The organism is Pseudomonas sp. MWU349, assembly GCF_017947325.1.
Lineage (GTDB): Bacteria > Pseudomonadota > Gammaproteobacteria > Pseudomonadales > Pseudomonadaceae > Aquipseudomonas > Aquipseudomonas protegens.
Genome location: NZ_JAFEVP010000004.1, coordinates 586,861 through 602,427, shown reverse-complemented (window position 1 = coordinate 602,427; position 15,567 = coordinate 586,861). Strand labels below are relative to the sequence as shown.

The 15,567-nt window shown below is 62.9% G+C and carries 16 protein-coding genes; 6 read left to right on the top strand and 10 right to left on the bottom strand.

The window, feature by feature from the left end; all coding sequences use genetic code 11:
* Window positions 1-80: 80 nt before the first annotated feature.
* Complete coding sequence (locus tag KCG88_RS19155; RefSeq protein WP_158498115.1) at window positions 81-221, bottom strand: hypothetical protein; 141 nt, start codon at window positions 219-221, stop codon at window positions 81-83.
* Between KCG88_RS19155 and KCG88_RS19150 the strand changes: the two genes are divergently transcribed.
* Window positions 220-891: a polysaccharide lyase family 7 protein gene (locus KCG88_RS19150; RefSeq protein ID WP_210712890.1), complete on the top strand. Its 672-nt coding sequence runs from the start codon at window positions 220-222 to the stop codon at window positions 889-891. The genes KCG88_RS19155 and KCG88_RS19150 overlap by 2 nt on opposite strands.
* Before the next feature lie 99 nt (window positions 892-990).
* Here KCG88_RS19150 and fba read toward each other — a convergent pair whose 3' ends face one another.
* From fba to tkt, 6 genes are all read right to left on the bottom strand, one after another.
* The gene (gene fba / locus KCG88_RS19145; protein ID WP_003229012.1) at window positions 991-2,055 is read right to left on the bottom strand and encodes a class II fructose-bisphosphate aldolase; all 1,065 of its coding nucleotides are present in this window, start codon (window positions 2,053-2,055) and stop codon (window positions 991-993) included.
* Window positions 2,056-2,265: 210 nt separating this feature from the next.
* Complete coding sequence (locus tag KCG88_RS19140) at window positions 2,266-2,595, bottom strand: MliC family protein (protein WP_011063956.1); 330 nt, start codon at window positions 2,593-2,595, stop codon at window positions 2,266-2,268.
* 60 nt (window positions 2,596-2,655) lie between these two features.
* On the bottom strand, window positions 2,656-2,877 hold the full coding sequence (locus KCG88_RS19135; protein WP_210712889.1) for a hypothetical protein: 222 nt from the start codon (window positions 2,875-2,877) through the stop codon (window positions 2,656-2,658).
* Window positions 2,878-2,909: 32 nt separating this feature from the next.
* Window positions 2,910-4,073 carry a phosphoglycerate kinase gene (locus KCG88_RS19130; protein ID WP_047289673.1) on the bottom strand — a complete coding sequence of 388 codons (1,164 nt, stop codon included), beginning with the start codon at window positions 4,071-4,073 and terminating at the stop codon, window positions 2,910-2,912.
* A gap of 17 nt (window positions 4,074-4,090) precedes the next feature.
* The gene (gene epd, locus KCG88_RS19125) at window positions 4,091-5,170 is read right to left on the bottom strand and encodes an erythrose-4-phosphate dehydrogenase (protein ID WP_047289674.1); all 1,080 of its coding nucleotides are present in this window, start codon (window positions 5,168-5,170) and stop codon (window positions 4,091-4,093) included.
* Window positions 5,171-5,323: 153 nt separating this feature from the next.
* Window positions 5,324-7,321 (bottom strand): transketolase, encoded by a 1,998-nt coding sequence (gene tkt / locus KCG88_RS19120; RefSeq protein ID WP_210712888.1) that lies wholly within the window; start codon window positions 7,319-7,321, stop codon window positions 5,324-5,326.
* A 258-nt stretch (window positions 7,322-7,579) separates the two neighbouring features.
* Here tkt and KCG88_RS19115 point away from each other — a divergent pair, with 258 nt between their 5' ends.
* The 4 genes from KCG88_RS19115 to KCG88_RS19100 all read left to right on the top strand — a co-directional run bounded on the left by KCG88_RS19115 (window position 7,580) and on the right by KCG88_RS19100 (window position 12,189).
* Complete coding sequence (locus tag KCG88_RS19115; RefSeq protein ID WP_047289676.1) at window positions 7,580-8,575, top strand: metalloregulator ArsR/SmtB family transcription factor; 996 nt, start codon at window positions 7,580-7,582, stop codon at window positions 8,573-8,575.
* A gap of 19 nt (window positions 8,576-8,594) precedes the next feature.
* Window positions 8,595-9,785 (top strand): methionine adenosyltransferase, encoded by a 1,191-nt coding sequence (gene metK / locus KCG88_RS19110; RefSeq protein ID WP_047289677.1) that lies wholly within the window; start codon window positions 8,595-8,597, stop codon window positions 9,783-9,785.
* Window positions 9,786-10,009: 224 nt separating this feature from the next.
* On the top strand, window positions 10,010-11,680 hold the full coding sequence (gene ligB, locus KCG88_RS19105; RefSeq protein WP_210712887.1) for an NAD-dependent DNA ligase LigB: 1,671 nt from the start codon (window positions 10,010-10,012) through the stop codon (window positions 11,678-11,680).
* A gap of 113 nt (window positions 11,681-11,793) precedes the next feature.
* Window positions 11,794-12,189: a DUF1090 domain-containing protein gene (locus tag KCG88_RS19100; protein WP_011063964.1), complete on the top strand. Its 396-nt coding sequence runs from the start codon at window positions 11,794-11,796 to the stop codon at window positions 12,187-12,189.
* 39 nt (window positions 12,190-12,228) lie between these two features.
* Here KCG88_RS19100 and KCG88_RS19095 read toward each other — a convergent pair whose 3' ends face one another.
* Window positions 12,229-12,678, bottom strand: a complete 450-nt coding sequence (locus tag KCG88_RS19095) for a cytochrome c (protein WP_011063965.1) — start codon at window positions 12,676-12,678, stop codon at window positions 12,229-12,231.
* Between the two features lie 132 nt (window positions 12,679-12,810).
* Here KCG88_RS19095 and KCG88_RS19090 point away from each other — a divergent pair, with 132 nt between their 5' ends.
* Window positions 12,811-13,986 (top strand): MltA domain-containing protein, encoded by a 1,176-nt coding sequence (locus tag KCG88_RS19090; RefSeq protein ID WP_210712886.1) that lies wholly within the window; start codon window positions 12,811-12,813, stop codon window positions 13,984-13,986.
* An 81-nt stretch (window positions 13,987-14,067) separates the two neighbouring features.
* On the opposite strand, the gene KCG88_RS19085 is transcribed toward KCG88_RS19090, so the two are convergent.
* Both KCG88_RS19085 and KCG88_RS19080 read right to left on the bottom strand, forming a co-directional pair.
* Window positions 14,068-14,451 carry an MAPEG family protein gene (locus KCG88_RS19085; protein WP_011063967.1) on the bottom strand — a complete coding sequence of 128 codons (384 nt, stop codon included), beginning with the start codon at window positions 14,449-14,451 and terminating at the stop codon, window positions 14,068-14,070.
* A gap of 36 nt (window positions 14,452-14,487) precedes the next feature.
* A complete protein-coding gene (locus KCG88_RS19080) occupies window positions 14,488-15,321 on the bottom strand; it encodes an EamA family transporter (protein WP_210712885.1) in 834 nt (277 codons plus the stop codon).
* Between the last annotated feature and the right edge of the window lie 246 nt (window positions 15,322-15,567).

Here is a 15,567-nt window from a genome sequence, read left to right as displayed (position 1 = left end):
CACGCCATCACTTCGCCAATGGCCACGACTCCCGACTAACGGTCACAGAGTTGCCGCATAAAAACCGGGACAGATGGCATTTAGACATTTTGCTGACGCCAGATATCCGCCATACGGGCCTCGCCAAGCGCCGCTTCTGCGCTATAAAGACCCCCTAAGAAGCGCAGGCTAAAGCCTTCGGCCACCTGCATCAGCCATGCCCTTGCGGAAACAGCGAACATGATCGACCTGGCAACCTGGAACCTCAGCGTTCCCGTCGGCAGCCCCCCGGCGACCATCGACACCCCGACACTGGTCAAGGGTTTCAAGGACCAGTACTTCCACTCCGACACCGGCACCCTGTTCTTCTGGTCGCCGGTGACCGGCTCGAAAACCGAGAACGCCATCTACCCGCGTACCGAGCTGCGCGAGACCTACTCCAACGGCACCTTGCGCAACTGGACCTACCCCGAAGCGGACAACCTGCTGTACGCGACCCTGGCGGTGAACCAGGTGCCCTCCTCGGGCAAGATCGTCATCGGCCAGATCCACGCCTACAACAGCACCAAGCCCCTGGTGAAGGTCGAGTACCAGTACAAGACCAGCAAGGGCAGCGGCAACATCGTGGCCAAGGTGCGCCTGCACCCGGAGGACGAGGAAGGCCGTGTCATCACCATTGCCGAGAACGTGCCCATGGACCGGGATTTTTCCTACCTGATCCACCTGAGCCCGGGGGGCGCCCTGGGCATCAGCGCTGCCGGCTATCAATGGGACAGCCAGCTGAGCGCGGCCTGGCGCGACAAGCCGCTGTACTTCAAGGCCGGGGTTTATGTGCAGGACAACACCGGCTACACCAGCGAAGGCGGCAAGGTGACCTTTTCCAAGCTGGACATTGACCACAACAAGACCTGAAACCCCTTCCTGTGGCGGAGCCGGCTTGCCCGCGAAGGCAAGAATCGCGGATACAAAAAAGCCCGCATCGCTGCGGGCTTCTTCGTTCGACGCTAAGGCTCAGTTGACCTTGGCGTTCAGCTCACCCTTGAGGTAGCGCTGGAACATGGCTTCCAGGGAGATCGGCTTGATCTTCGAGGCGTTGCCGGCGGTGCCGAAGGCTTCGTAACGGGCGATGCACACATCGCGCATGGCGGTCACGGTGGCGCCGAAGAACTTGCGCGGGTCGAATTCGCTCGGGTTGGTAGCCATCAGGCGACGCATGGCGCCGGTGGACGCCAGGCGCAGGTCGGTGTCGATGTTGACCTTGCGCACGCCGTACTTGATGCCTTCGACGATTTCTTCAACCGGGACGCCGTAGGTTTCTTTGATGTCGCCGCCGTACTGGTTGATGATCGCCAGCCACTCTTGCGGGACCGAGGAAGAACCGTGCATCACCAGGTGGGTGTTGGGGATACGCTTGTGGATTTCCTTGATACGGTCGATGGCCAGCACGTCGCCGGTAGGCGGCTTGGTGAACTTGTAGGCGCCGTGGCTGGTGCCGATGGCGATGGCCAGGGCATCCACCTGGGTCTTCTTGACGAAGTCCGCGGCTTCTTCCGGGTCGGTCAGCATCTGGCTGTGGTCCAGCACGCCTTCGGCGCCGATGCCGTCTTCTTCACCGGCCATGCCGGTTTCCAACGAACCCAGGCAGCCCAATTCGCCCTCTACCGACACGCCGCAGGCGTGAGCCATGGCTACGGTTTGCTGGGTAACACGGACGTTGTATTCGTAGTCGGTCGGGGTCTTGCCGTCTTCACCGAGGGAGCCGTCCATCATCACCGAGGAAAAGCCCAGTTGAATGGAACGCTGGCAGACGTCAGGGCTGGTGCCGTGGTCCTGGTGCATGCACACCGGGATATGCGGAAACTCTTCGATGGCAGCCAGAATCAGGTGACGCAGGAAAGGCGCGCCGGCGTATTTGCGGGCGCCGGCCGAAGCCTGGACGATCACCGGGGAGTCAGTCTTGTCAGCGGCTTCCATGATGGCGCGCATCTGCTCAAGGTTGTTGACGTTGAAGGCTGGAACGCCGTAGCCGAACTCGGCTGCGTGGTCCAGCATCTGGCGCATGCTGATGAGTGCCATTGTGTGTCTCTCTCCCGGTCGAGGGTCGTTAATCGTGCAAGCCTGCCGTAGCGGCGACTGCTATTCAAGTGATTGCAGATCGGGGGTCAACCCGCTCTGTTCCATTCGTTAAAACCAAATCTCTACAGCCACGCAGGAGCCGGCTCGCCGGTGAAAGGGGCCTTGAACCTTGCACAGGTCTGAAGGCCGCCTCCGCTGGCAAGCCAGCCCCTACATGGCCTTGCAGCCGCGGCCGATCAGGTCATTGGTGGCGACCCAGTAGACCAGGCCTTCCTCACCCTTGACGTGAAACGCCAGCATGTCGTCGCTATACAGCGAGCCAGAACCGCTGGGCTCAAGCTTCAGGCGGCGTACCTGGTCGTCGCCCCCCAGGCGCACATCGACGGCCTTGCGGCTGTCGTCGGTGTAGCGCCAGAGCACCTGGGCCTGGCTGTCGCAGGTCCAGGTGGTCCAGTTGTCAGTGGTCGGGGACTTGAGCAGGTTCAGGTTGGCACAACCTGCCAACAAGCCCAGCATCGCCACGGCGATCAAACCTTTCATCAATGTTCCTCGGCTGGCGGCCAACAGCCCCCGGCGCGTTGCGTTAACCCATCTGACCCGTCAAGGGCAACCCTGTTCCCTGGCCTTTGACGGCGTCTCGTACTTCTCCAGGCCCTCAGGGCCCAGGCGCTTGTTGATCACCGGAGCCGTCTCGGCCTGCCAGTCAGCCTGGTAGCAGCCTTTGTGCACCTCGCCGGCATCCTCCGCAGGCGTTGCCTTGGGGGCACTGGAGCAGCCCGCCAGCAACGCCACGGCGATCAACAGTGGCAACGTCTTGACCATCAGAACACTCCTTTGCCCGGCCAATCGAGGCCTCAGGCCTTGGCTCGGGCTTCCAGGACTTCAACCGCCGGCAGCACCTTGCCCTCGACGAACTCGAGGAAGGCGCCACCACCGGTAGAAATGTAGGAGATCTGCTGGGCTACGCCATATTTGTCGATGGCTGCCAGGGTGTCGCCGCCGCCGGCAATGGAGAACGCGGCGCTGTCAGCGATGGCCTGGGCCAGGACCTTGGTGCCATTGCCGAACTGGTCGAATTCGAACACGCCCACCGGACCGTTCCAGAGGATGGTCTTGGAGGATTTCAGCAGCTCGGCAAACTGCGCGGCAGTCTGCGGGCCGATGTCGAGAATCATGTCGTCATCGGCCACATCGGCGATCAGCTTGACGGTGGCCGCAGCGCTCTCGGCAAATTCCTTGGCCACCACCACGTCCACCGGCAGCGGTACGCTGACCTTGGCGGCGATGGCGCGAGCGGTGTCCAGCAGGTCAGGCTCGTACAGCGACTTGCCCACCGGATGCCCGGCAGCAGCGAGGAAGGTGTTGGCGATGCCACCACCGACGATCAACTGGTCGCAGATCTGGCTCAGGCTGTTGAGCACGTCCAGCTTGGTGGAAACCTTGGAGCCGGCAACGATGGCCGCCATCGGCTTGGCCGGGCTGCCCAGGGCCTTGCCCAGTGCATCCAGTTCAGCGGCCAGCAAAGGACCGGCAGCAGCCACTTTGGCGAACTTGGCCACGCCATGGGTCGAACCCTCGGCGCGGTGCGCGGTGCCGAAGGCGTCCATCACGAACACGTCGCACAGGGCAGCGTATTGCTGGGCCAGCTCGTCAGCGTTCTTTTTCTCGCCCTTGTTGAAGCGCACGTTCTCGAACAGCACGATGTCGCCGGCCTTGACCTCGACACCACCCAGGTAATCGGCCACCAGCGGTACTTCACGACCCAGGGCGCGGCTCAGGTAGTCGGCCACCGGCTTGAGGCTGTTCTCGGCGGAAAACTCGCCTTCGGTCGGGCGGCCCAGGTGCGAGCAGACCATCACTGCCGCGCCTTTTTCCAGGGCCAGCTTGATGGTCGGCAGCGAAGCCAGGATCCGCGCATCGCTGGTGACAACACCGTCCTTGACTGGGACGTTGAGGTCTTCACGGATCAGCACGCGCTTACCTTGCAGATCGAGGTCGGTCATCTTCAACACGGTCATGGGTCGCAATTCCTGGGTTACTGTTCTTCAGAAACAGAGAGTTGAGTGTCAGTGCGTGGAGCGGCTGTGTGCAGGTAGTGCCCAGCTACGTCCAGCATTCGGTTGGCAAAGCCCCATTCGTTGTCGAACCAGGCCAGGATGTTCACCAGCTTCGGGCCGGAAACACGGGTCTGGCTGGCATCGACGATCGCCGAATGGGGATCATGATTGAAATCACAGCTGGCATGCGGCAGCTCGGTATAGGCCAAAAGACCCTTGAGCGGACCACTGGTGGCGGCCTCGCGCAGGATCCGGTTGACCTCGGTGGCGTCGGTATCGCTCACGGTCTGCATGGTGATGTCCAGGCAGGACACGTTCACCGTCGGCACCCGCACTGCTTTGGCCTGAATTCGCCCGGCAAGTTCCGGCAACAGGCGCTCGATACCCCGCGCCAGTCCGGTGGACACCGGGATCACCGACTGGAAGGCCGAACGGGTACGCCGCAGGTCTTCATGGTGATAGGCGTCGATCACCGGCTGGTCGTTCATCGCCGAGTGAATGGTGGTGATCGAGACGTACTCCAGGCCAATGGCCTGATCCAGCAGGCGCAACAGCGGCACGCCGCAGTTGGTGGTGCAGGAGGCGTTGGACACCAGCCGTTCGTCGCCGCTCAGGCAATCCTGGTTCACCCCATAGACGATGGTGGCGTCGACATCCGCCTCGCTGGCCATCGGCTGGGAGAACAGCACTCGCGGCGCGCCGGCGTCGAGGAAACGCTGGCCGTCTTCGCGGGTGTGGTAGGCACCGGAGCATTCCAGCACCAGATCGACGCCCAGGGACGCCCAATCGATGCCTTCGGGGGTGGCACTGCGCAACACTTTCACGCAGTTGCCATTGATATGCAGACAATCGCCATCGACCTTCACCTCACCGGGAAAACGCCCGTGGGTGGAATCGAAGCGTGTCAGGTATTCAACGCTGGCCATGTCGGCCAGATCGTTGATGGCAACGATCTCGAACCCGGCCGCGGCCCCTCGCTCGAACAGAGCACGCAAGACGCAACGACCAATCCGGCCGTAGCCGTTGAGTGCAACTTTGTAGGGACGCGGTTGAGGCATGGGGTTCTCAATGACCGGTGATGAAACCATCCGCTTCGTGCTGCCTGCGCCATCGTCATCGCGAGCAAGCTCGCTCCCACAAGGACGGTATACATCCCTGCAGGAGCGAGCTTGCTCGCGATTGCGTCAGTGCAGGCAACCCGGCTTCCGGGTTTAGTCTTCCAGCAGCTCTTCGGCCTGGCCCAGGATGTTGTCCAGGGTGAAGCCGAACTCTTCGAACAGGGCCGGCGCAGGCGCCGACTCGCCGTAGGTGGTCATGCCGATCACGCGGCCTTCCAAGCCCACGTACTTGAACCAGAAGTCGGCATGAGCCGCTTCGATCGCGATACGTGCGCTGACCTGCAGCGGCAGAACCGATTGCTTGTAGCCCGCGTCCTGAGCATCGAACACGCTGGTGCAAGGCATGGAAACCACCCGCACCTTGCGGCCTTGCTCGGTCAGTTTGTCGTAGGCCTGAACGGCCAGGCCGACTTCCGAACCGGTGGCGATCAGGATCAGTTCAGGCTCGCCTGCGCAGTCCTTCAACACATAGCCGCCGCGGCTGATGTCGGCGATCTGGCCGGCGTCGCGGGTTTGGTGCTGCAGGTTCTGGCGCGAGAAGATCAGCGCCGAAGGACCGTCCTTGCGCTCCAGCGCGTTTTTCCAGGCCACCGCCGATTCAACGGCATCGGCCGGGCGCCAGGTGTCCAGGTTCGGCGTGGTACGCAGGCTGGTCAGTTGCTCGATCGGCTGGTGAGTCGGGCCGTCTTCGCCCAGGCCGATGGAGTCGTGGGTGTAGACATGGATCACGCGCTTCTTCATTAGCGCCGACATGCGCACCGCATTGCGGGCGTATTCCATGAACATCAGGAAGGTCGCGCCGTAAGGCACCAGGCCGCCGTGCAGGGCAACGCCGTTCATGATGGCGGTCATGCCGAACTCGCGCACGCCGTAGTACATGTAGTTGCCACTGGCATCTTCAGCGCTGACACCCTTGCAACCTTTCCACAGGGTCAGGTTGGAACCGGCCAGGTCGGCCGACCCGCCGAGCACTTCCGGCAGCAGGGGGCCGAACGCATTCAGGGTGTTCTGGCTGGCCTTGCGGCTGGCGATGGTTTCGCCCTTGGCGGCCACTTCGGCGATGTAGGCGTCGGCCTTCTCGGCGAAGTCGGCAGGCAGGTCACCGCTCAAGCGACGTACCAGTTCGTTGGCTTCGGTTGGGAAGGCTGCGGAATAGGCGGCGAAACGCTGGTCCCACTCGGCTTCGGCAGCGCGACCTTTTTCCTTGGCATCCCACTCGGCATAAATGTCGGCCGGGATTTCGAACGGACCGTAGTTCCAGTTCAGCGCCTGGCGGGTCAGGGCGATTTCCGCGTCGCCCAGTGGCGCGCCGTGGCAATCTTCCTTGCCCTGCTTGTTCGGCGAACCGAAACCGATGGTGGTCTTGCAGCAGATCAGGGTCGGCAGCGGGCTCTTGCGCGCGGTGTCGATGGCGGTCTTGATCTCTTCCGGATCGTGGCCGTCGACGTTGCGGATCACTTGCCAGTTATAGGCTTCGAAACGCTTGGGCGTGTCGTCGGTGAACCAGCCTTCGACTTCGCCGTCGATGGAGATGCCGTTGTCATCGTAGAAGGCGATCAGCTTGCCCAGGCCCAGGGTGCCGGCCAGGGAAGCGACTTCGTGGGAAATGCCTTCCATCATGCAGCCATCACCCAGGAACACGTAGGTGTGATGGTCGACGATGTTGTGGCCTGGGCGGTTGAACTGCGCCGCCAGGACTTTCTCCGCCAGGGCAAAGCCCACGGCGTTGGCCAGGCCCTGGCCCAGCGGGCCGGTGGTGGTTTCCACGCCTGGGGTGTAACCGAACTCCGGGTGGCCCGGGGTGCGGCTGTGCAGTTGGCGGAAGTTCTTCAGGTCATCGATCGACAGGTCGTAGCCGGTCAGGTGCAGCAGCGAGTAGATCAACATCGAGCCGTGGCCATTGGACAGCACGAAGCGGTCGCGGTCGGCGAAGGATGGGTTGCTCGGGTTGTGCTTGAGGTAGTCACGCCAAAGTACTTCGGCGATATCCGCCATACCCATAGGGGCACCTGGATGGCCGCTGTTGGCTTTTTGCACGGCATCCATGCTGAGGGCACGAATGGCGTTGGCACGCTCACGACGGCTTGGCATCGCTGATCTCCTGGGGATTGAATAAAACGAAACGGAAAAAAGGCCTGCATTTTCCCTCAGGCGCCAGGCGGGGGCAATGACAGATAGTCACTCAGGCATGTTTTTCCCCTGTTGAAGACGCAATCCATTGATGAAACCCCTTCGCCGCTCGTTGACTGTAGAAGCAGAGGCTCTGGAAAAGCCCCTGCAGACTCCAATATCAAAACTTTTTGATATTGGCCTTGCGAGCATTTGCGGGCCCCTCTAGACTGCTGCCCCATGAACCTGCCCGCGCCTGCCATCAGCCATGACGATTGCGACGAACTGGCGGCCCTGTGCAAGGCCGGCGGCGACCCCCTGCGGCTGAATGTATTGCGCGCGCTGAGCAACGATTCGTTTGGCGTGCTGGAGCTGGCGCAGATCTTCGCCATCGGCCAGTCGGGCATGAGCCACCACCTGAAGGTCCTGGCCCAGGCCAGCCTGGTGGCGACCCGTCGTGAAGGCAATGCGATTTTCTATCGCCGCGCCCTGCCCCATACCGGGCTCCTGGGCGGCAAACTGCACGCAGCCTTGCTGGAAGAGGTCGACCAACTGAACCTGCCGAGCGAGGTGCAGGCCCGGATCAGCCTGGTGCACCGGCAGCGGGCTGCAGCCAGCCAGGACTTCTTTTCCCGGGTGGCGGAAAAATTCCGCGCCCAGCAGGACCTGATCGCAGGACTGCCCCAGTACCGCGACAGTGTGCTGGCGCTGCTGGACAAACTGAGTTTCGACCCAATGGCCACGGCCATTGAAGTCGGCCCCGGCGACGGTGGATTTCTCCCCGAGCTGGCCCGACGCTTTGCCCGGGTCACCGCGCTGGACAACAGCCCGGCGATGCTGGAGCTGGCACGCCAGCTGTGCGAACGCGAAACATTGGCTAACGTCAGCCTGCAATTGGCCGATGCACTGAACGGTGTACAGCTGCAGGCCGATTGCGTGGTGCTGAACATGGTCCTGCATCATTTCGCCGCGCCGGCCGAGGCCCTCAAGCAGATGGCCCAATTGCTGCAACCAGGCGGCAGCCTGTTAGTGACAGACTTGTGCAGCCACAACCAGAGTTGGGCCAAAGAGGCTTGCGGCGATCTCTGGCTAGGGTTCGAACAAGATGATTTGGCCCGTTGGGCCACCGCTGCGGGACTGACTCCCGGGGAAAGCCTGTATGTAGGCTTACGTAATGGTTTCCAGATCCAGGTCCGCCATTTTCAGCGACCGGCTGGCGACACTCACCATCGGTAAATTTTAGGAAACCGTCGAGATGAGCGAATACTCCCTTTTCACCTCCGAGTCCGTGTCTGAAGGGCATCCGGATAAAATCGCTGACCAGATTTCCGATGCGGTGCTGGACGCCATCATTACCCAGGACAAGCACGCCCGCGTAGCGGTCGAGACCCTGGTCAAGACTGGCGTGGCCATTGTTGCCGGCGAAGTCACCACCAGCGCCTGGGTCGACCTGGAACAGATCGTTCGCGATGTGATCTGCGATATCGGCTACACCAGCTCCGACGTCGGCTTCGACGGTGCTACCTGCGGCGTGATGAACATCATTGGCAAGCAGTCCCCCGACATCAACCAGGGCGTCGACCGCGCCAAGCCGGAAGATCAGGGCGCTGGCGACCAGGGCCTGATGTTCGGCTACGCCAGCAACGAAACCGAGGTGCTGATGCCGGCGCCGATCACCTTCTCGCACCAACTGGTCCAGCGCCAGGCCGAAGCCCGCAAATCGGGCCTGCTGCCCTGGCTGCGCCCGGACGCCAAATCCCAGGTCACCTGCCGCTACGAAGGCGGCAAGGTGGTCGGTATCGATGCCGTGGTGCTGTCGACCCAGCACAACCCCGAGGTGTCCTACAACGACCTGCGCGAAGGCGTGATGGAGCTGATCGTCAAGCACGTACTGCCTGCCGAGTTGTTGAGCAAGGACACCCAGTTCCACATCAACCCGACCGGCCAGTTCATCATCGGTGGCCCGGTGGGCGACTGCGGCCTGACCGGCCGCAAGATCATCGTCGACAGCTACGGCGGCATGGCCCGCCATGGCGGTGGCGCGTTCTCCGGCAAGGACCCATCCAAGGTCGACCGTTCCGCCGCTTACGCCGGTCGCTACGTGGCCAAGAACATCGTTGCCGCCGGCCTGGCCGAGCGCTGCGAGATCCAGGTGTCCTACGCCATCGGCGTGGCCCAACCGACCTCGATCTCCCTGAACACCTTCGGCACCGGCAAGATCAGCGACGACAAGATCATCAAGCTGGTACGCGAAGTGTTCGACCTGCGCCCCTACGCAATCACCACCATGCTCGACCTGCTGCACCCGATGTACCAGGAAACCGCTGCCTACGGTCACTTCGGCCGGGCTCCGCAAACCAAGACCGTGGGTGACGACACCTTCACCACCTTCACTTGGGAAAAGACCGACCGCGCCGACACCCTGCGCGCCGCTGCCGGCCTGTAAGCTTCACCTGGCAACATCCAAAGCCCCGCCCGGCTCGCCAGGCGGGGCTTTTTTGTCGCCTGAGGTTTCTTGCACATCCCGCAAACCGCTGCTGATACGGGGCCAAGCGAGCAAGGACACCGGTGTTCCTTGACGGGGAAACACCTCGCAACCACCTTCGCCCCGGCCCTCAGCCAACCCCCTCTAGCCTTTAGCACATGACCCACAGAGCAAGGATGCTCCCCATGCTGCCAAGAGCCGTTGTGCTGCTGAGCCTCACGCCATTCTTCGCCCAGGCCGCCTGCCCCGACTGGCCGGTTCCCCGTGCCGCCGATGAAATCACCGCCCTGCAGCAGCAACTGCAGCGCTGGGATAGCAGCTATTACCGTGACGGCCGATCACTGGTGGCGGATGAGCTCTACGATCAGGCCCGCCAGCGCCTGCTCACCTGGCGCCAGTGCTTCCCCCAGGCTCCCCAGGCAACGGACCAGCCCCTGCTCGGCGCCGGGGGCAGCATCCGCCACCCCATCCCCCACACGGGGGTGGAAAAACTCGCCGATGCCAATGCCGTGACGGGGTGGCTCAAAGGCCGCGACGACATCTGGGTGCAACCCAAGGTCGACGGCGTCGCGGTGACCCTGATCTACCACAAGGGGCAGTTCCAGCAAGCACTCAGCCGTGGCGACGGCGTGCATGGCCATGACTGGACCCGTGCAGCCCGGCAAATCGAGGCCATACCCAAACGGCTGCCACGGCCCGTGGACCTGTTGCTGCAGGGAGAGCTGTATCTGCGCCTGGAGCAGCATGTCCAGGCTCGCTCCGGCAGCCTCAAGGCGCGCAACCGCGTGGCAGGCTGGATGGCGCGCAAACAGCTGACGGCGGCGGAGGCGGCGCAGATCGGGCTGTTTGTCTGGGACTGGCCCCAGGGTCCGGCTACGTTGGGCGAACGCCTGGAGCAACTGGCAGACCTGGGCTTTGCCGAACCCCGCGAGTACAGCCGGCCCGTAAGCGGCTTTGCCGATGCACAACAGTGGCGGGAGCGCTGGTATCGCTCGCCACTGCCCTTTGCCAGTGACGGCATCATCCTGCGGCAAAGCCGGCGTCCCGCCGCCGAACGCTGGCAGGCCAGGGCCCCATACTGGATTGCCGCCTGGAAGTACCCCTACGCCCAGGTGCTGGCCAGCGTTCGTCAAATCGAATTTCGTATCGGCCGCACGGGGCGCATCACTCCCCTGCTGGAGATCGAGCCGGTGGCCCTGGACGACCGGCAGATCCGCCGTGTCGGTCTCGGCTCGCTGCAACGCTGGCGATCCCTGGAAATCCTTCCCGGCGATCAGGTAGCCATCAGTCTCGCCGGGTTGAGCATCCCGCGCCTGGATGAAGTGGTACTCAGAAGCACTCTGCGCCAAAGCATCCAGCCCCCGCGAGAAGCCGACTTTCACTTCCTGAGTTGCTGGCAGCCATCACCTGGCTGCGAGGAGCAATTCCTGGCCCGACTGACCTGGCTCAGCAGCAAACAAGGCCTGAACCTGCAGAAAATCGGCAGCCGGACCTGGGCCCGGCTGGTTGAAACAGGCCGTATCAAAGGCCTGCTGGATTGGCTGACCCTGGACCAGGCAGAGCTTGCTAACATTGCCGGCTTTGGTGATCGCAGCAGCAAGCGTTTGCTCGAGAGCCTGCGCAGCGCCAGGCAACAGCCCTTCCCACGCTGGCTCAAAGCCCTCGGCATCCCGCCCAGTGGCTCGGCCGACCTGAGCGGGCCATGGCAGACCCTGGCTCTGAAAAGCAGCCTGGACTGGCAGAATGAAGCCGGTATCGGAGCGGAGCGGGCCGCACAACTGGTGGCGTTTTTCCGCGCCCCAGAGGTCCAGGCCTTGCAAGCGGCCCTGAACAGCGCCGGCATCGAAGGTTTTTAACCCGATGGCACCTGGAACCACCCAAGCCGGAATACGCTCCAACAGCCCATTCCCGGTACAACAGTCAGTATTTTTATTGGTTATTTCTTGATCTTTTTCACCTGGAGCCTTCAATGAAACTTTTTCCATCGCTCGCCACCCTGACCCTCTGCAGCCTGATGAGCGCACCACTGCTGGCCGCCGAGCAGGCCCCCGAACTGACCGGCTGCGCCGCCAAGCGCCAGGCCATCATGAACCAGATCGAACAGGCCAAGGCCCACGGCAACAGCAATCAGCAAGCCGGCCTGGAGCGCGCCCTGAGCGAAGTGACCGCCCACTGCACCGACGCCTCGCTGAAGAAAGAGCGGGAAAACAAGGTACTTGAGGCCAAGCATGAGGTCAGCCGGCGCCAGGCCGACCTGGAAAAAGCCATGAAGAAAGGTGACTCGGAGAAGATCAACAAGCGCAAGGACAAGCTTGCCGAGTCCCGCAAGGAACTGCAGCAAGCCCTGGACGAACTGGACAAGTAAACAACCTGATACCGCGGCCCTGCTCAGCAGAGCCGCCAATCAGTGATTGCGGAACTCTTTGTGGCAGGCGCTGCAGGCGTCCTCGACCTTCTGCACCGCCGGCCCCAGATTGCTGGCCTTGTAGGGCTGGACCTGGCTGATCGTCACCAGCTCACCGGTGGCGGCTTCCAGGGTGCGGGCCAACTCCTGGAAACGCGCCTGCTTGCGCCAGACGTCATCGGTGGCGCTGCTGTGATCCTCCTCCTTGACCTCGGGGAAGTGCTTCCAGGGCTCATGGGACAGGCTATCAAGCTTCACCGCCCCCTCGGCAAAACGCGCGCCGTCGAAAGGAATCCGCCCCCGCAGCATGCCCCCCAGGTCCTCGCCGGTCTTGAGCATCTGCTTGAAGATCGCCTTGCGCTGGCCCAGGGGAGAATTGGGATCGACACCGCCACAGGCGGAAAGCGTCAGGCAGGCCAGCAATACAACAGAAAGTCTTTTTAGCGTCATGGTGGCTTCAGGTCTGGTCACGGAAACGGCGGCCAGTATCCTCGCCTCCCCGGCAAACACCAATACCCCTATTAATAATATGGGTTGTCCCCCGCCACCAATGCGGCGGGCAGCCTCTCGAGGAAATACAGCATGAATCCGAGCCCGCTCCGCTGGCCTCGCCATCTGCTCTGGGCCCTGCCGGCCCTGGCGCTGCTCGCTGGCTGCAACGGCGGCGACAATACCAAGCCAGCCCCCACCCACGCCCTGGCCACCTATAACAGCGCCACCTGGGACGCCCTGCCCAGCGTCGCCGACAACGACCTGCTGGCCGGTTTCGGCTCCTGGCGCAGCGCCTGCACCCGCCTCAAGGCCGACCCGGTGTGGGGCGCCACCTGCGCCGCGGCCGCGACGGTGCCGCAAACCCCCGAGGCCATCCGCGGCTTTCTCAAGGAGCACCTGCAGGTCTACGGCCTGCGCTCGGGCAGCGGCAGCAGTACCGGCCTGATCACCGGCTACTACGAGCCGGTCTATCCCGGCAGCCTGACCCAGACCCAGGTGGCCAATGTACCGGTATACGGCGTGCCGGAGGACATGATCATCGTTGCCCTGGACAGCCTCTACCCGGAGCTCAAGGGCAAGCGCCTGCGTGGCCGGCTCGAAGGCCGGGTACTCAAGCCCTATGACGATGCGGCGACCATCCAAAGCAAGGGCACCAAGGCCCCGGTGATTGCCTGGCTGACCGACCCCATGGACCTGCAGTTCCTGCAGATCCAGGGTTCCGGGCGAATCCAGCTGGATGACGGGCGCCAATTGCGGATCGGCTATGCCGACCAGAACGGCCACCCCTACCGTCCCATCGGCCGCTGGCTGGTGGAACAGGGCGAGCTGAAGAAAGAGGACGTGACCATGGGCACCATTGCCGCCTGGGCCAAGGCCCACCCGGCACGGATTCCCGAGCTGCTGGGCAGCAACCCCAGCTACGTGTTCTTCAACCGCAACCCGGATAGCAATGAAGGCCCGCGGGGCTCGTTGAACGTACCGCTGACGTCCGGCTATAGCGTGGCCGTGGACCGCAAGGTGATACCCCTGGGCAGCCTGCTGTGGTTGTCCACCACCCGCCCGGATGGCAGCAGCCTGGTGCGTCCCGTGGCCGCTCAGGACACCGGCGGCGCCATCACCGGTGAAGTGCGCGCCGATCTGTTCTGGGGCACAGGCGATGCCGCGGGGCAGCTGGCCGGAGACATGAAGCAGCAGGGCCAGATCTGGATGCTCTGGCCCAAGGGCGTGGCGCTGCCCAAGGTGCCGGAAGTGCCCGATACCCCATGACCCGTTGTAGGAGCCGGCTTGCCGGCGAAAGCGTCTTCACAGTCGCCATCGCCGGCAAGCCGGCTCCTGCAAAAGGGTGTTTCAGACTGAAACGAAGAAGAAACTGGCGATCAGGCCCATGCCCACGAACCACACCAGGGAGCGCAGGATCGCCCAGTCTGCCAGGTAACAGATCATGTACAGCAGGCGGCTGGTGATAAACAGTACCGCCAGCACGTTGATCGTCACCAGCTCGGCGTTACCTGCTACATGGGCGATGATCACCGCCGCAGCAAATGCCGGGGTCACCTCGAAACCATTGAGCTGCGCGTTGTGGGCACGCTTGGGCAACCCCTCCAGAGTACTCAGGAACGCCCGTGGGTCATGGTTGTAGCGAAGCCCGTATTTGCCGGCGCCCTTGGCGATGGCAGTACAGAGATAGGGCAGGATGATTGCAATCAACACACACCAGAAAGCGACAGTCATGGAGCAAATCCTTTTTTTTAAGTTTTTAGGGAGCCTTCAGAACTTCATCACCAACATGCCAATCAGCACCAGTCCACAGGCTAAGAGCCGTGGCCGGCCGAAAGGTTCTTTCAGGTAGCGCATGCCGAACAGCACCACCAGGATCACACTGATTTCACGCAACGCAGCCGCTTCGGCGATCGATCCCAGTTGCATGGCCCAAAGCACCAGAGCGTAGCTGAACAACACGCAAAACCCGACGCTCAGCCCCAGGCGCCACTGCTCGCGCCAGAACAGGGCAAAGGCCGGGCGCGTCCAGACCACCGCCACCAGCGGAAAGGGCCAGGCGCTGAGCAGCGTGACCCAGGTCAGATAATCCAGCGGGTGCGACCAGCGGCGCAGCGCCTGGCCATCAATATAGGTGTAGCAACCGATGCACAGGCCGATCAGCGCCACCACCGGCAGCATCGACCAGGGCAACCGCGCCCCACCGCCGCCCTGCCAAAGCAGGCAGAGCATGCCGAAGGGAATCAGCAGAATGCCCAGGACCTGCTGAGTGCTCAGCGCCTCGCCGGCGAAGACCAGGGTCAACGCCAGCACCACCAATGGCGAAAGCCCGCGCATCAACGGGTACACCAGCCCTAGATCTCCCACGCGATAGGCCTGGATCAGCAGATAGCGATACAAGAGCTCGAAAGCCGCCGAGGCGATGATCCAGGGCCAGATCTCCAGTGGTGGGAACTCGAGGAAAAACAGCATGATGGCCACGAACAGCAGGGCCACGGTGTCCATGCAGGCCACCACCAGCAGGCGCTCGCCACTGAACTTGATCAGGGTGTTCCAGGCTGCGTGCAACAACGCTGCCACCAGAACCAGACTTGTCGCCAGCACCTTGCACTCCCGGGTTGCCTGAAAAGCCGGATGCCTTACACCCGGGCAGAAGCCGGGAATCCTCGCATGCCCGCGGCCCTGCTTGCACCAGCTAGCGGTGCATTTGGCAGTGCCAGCAGCCAATTCGGCACCATGGGCACGTGCAAGGTACTTTTCCCCAAGTACCTGCAACGTCGGGCCGCGGCTGTGGTCAATGGCTGCGGTCGGGCGACGCTGGCGAAACTGTGTCCCTCGCCGACGCCGGTA

Bases quoted from the DNA above. Each gene is read 5' to 3' on its own strand.
- KCG88_RS19150 (WP_210712890.1), top strand. From the start codon at position 220: ATGATCGACCTGGCAACCTGGAACCTCAGCGTTCCCGTCGGCAGCCCC.
- KCG88_RS19155 (WP_158498115.1), bottom strand. From the start codon at position 221: ATGTTCGCTGTTTCCGCAAGGGCATGGCTGATGCAGGTGGCCGAAGGC.
- fba (WP_003229012.1), bottom strand. From the start codon at position 2,055: ATGGCACTCATCAGCATGCGCCAGATGCTGGACCACGCAGCCGAGTTC.
- KCG88_RS19140 (WP_011063956.1), bottom strand. From the start codon at position 2,595: ATGAAAGGTTTGATCGCCGTGGCGATGCTGGGCTTGTTGGCAGGTTGT.
- KCG88_RS19135 (WP_210712889.1), bottom strand. From the start codon at position 2,877: ATGGTCAAGACGTTGCCACTGTTGATCGCCGTGGCGTTGCTGGCGGGC.
- KCG88_RS19130 (WP_047289673.1), bottom strand. From the start codon at position 4,073: ATGACCGTGTTGAAGATGACCGACCTCGATCTGCAAGGTAAGCGCGTG.
- epd (WP_047289674.1), bottom strand. From the start codon at position 5,170: ATGCCTCAACCGCGTCCCTACAAAGTTGCACTCAACGGCTACGGCCGG.
- tkt (WP_210712888.1), bottom strand. From the start codon at position 7,321: ATGCCAAGCCGTCGTGAGCGTGCCAACGCCATTCGTGCCCTCAGCATG.
- KCG88_RS19115 (WP_047289676.1), top strand. From the start codon at position 7,580: ATGAACCTGCCCGCGCCTGCCATCAGCCATGACGATTGCGACGAACTG.
- metK (WP_047289677.1), top strand. From the start codon at position 8,595: ATGAGCGAATACTCCCTTTTCACCTCCGAGTCCGTGTCTGAAGGGCAT.
- ligB (WP_210712887.1), top strand. From the start codon at position 10,010: ATGCTGCCAAGAGCCGTTGTGCTGCTGAGCCTCACGCCATTCTTCGCC.
- KCG88_RS19100 (WP_011063964.1), top strand. From the start codon at position 11,794: ATGAAACTTTTTCCATCGCTCGCCACCCTGACCCTCTGCAGCCTGATG.
- KCG88_RS19095 (WP_011063965.1), bottom strand. From the start codon at position 12,678: ATGACGCTAAAAAGACTTTCTGTTGTATTGCTGGCCTGCCTGACGCTT.
- KCG88_RS19090 (WP_210712886.1), top strand. From the start codon at position 12,811: ATGAATCCGAGCCCGCTCCGCTGGCCTCGCCATCTGCTCTGGGCCCTG.
- KCG88_RS19085 (WP_011063967.1), bottom strand. From the start codon at position 14,451: ATGACTGTCGCTTTCTGGTGTGTGTTGATTGCAATCATCCTGCCCTAT.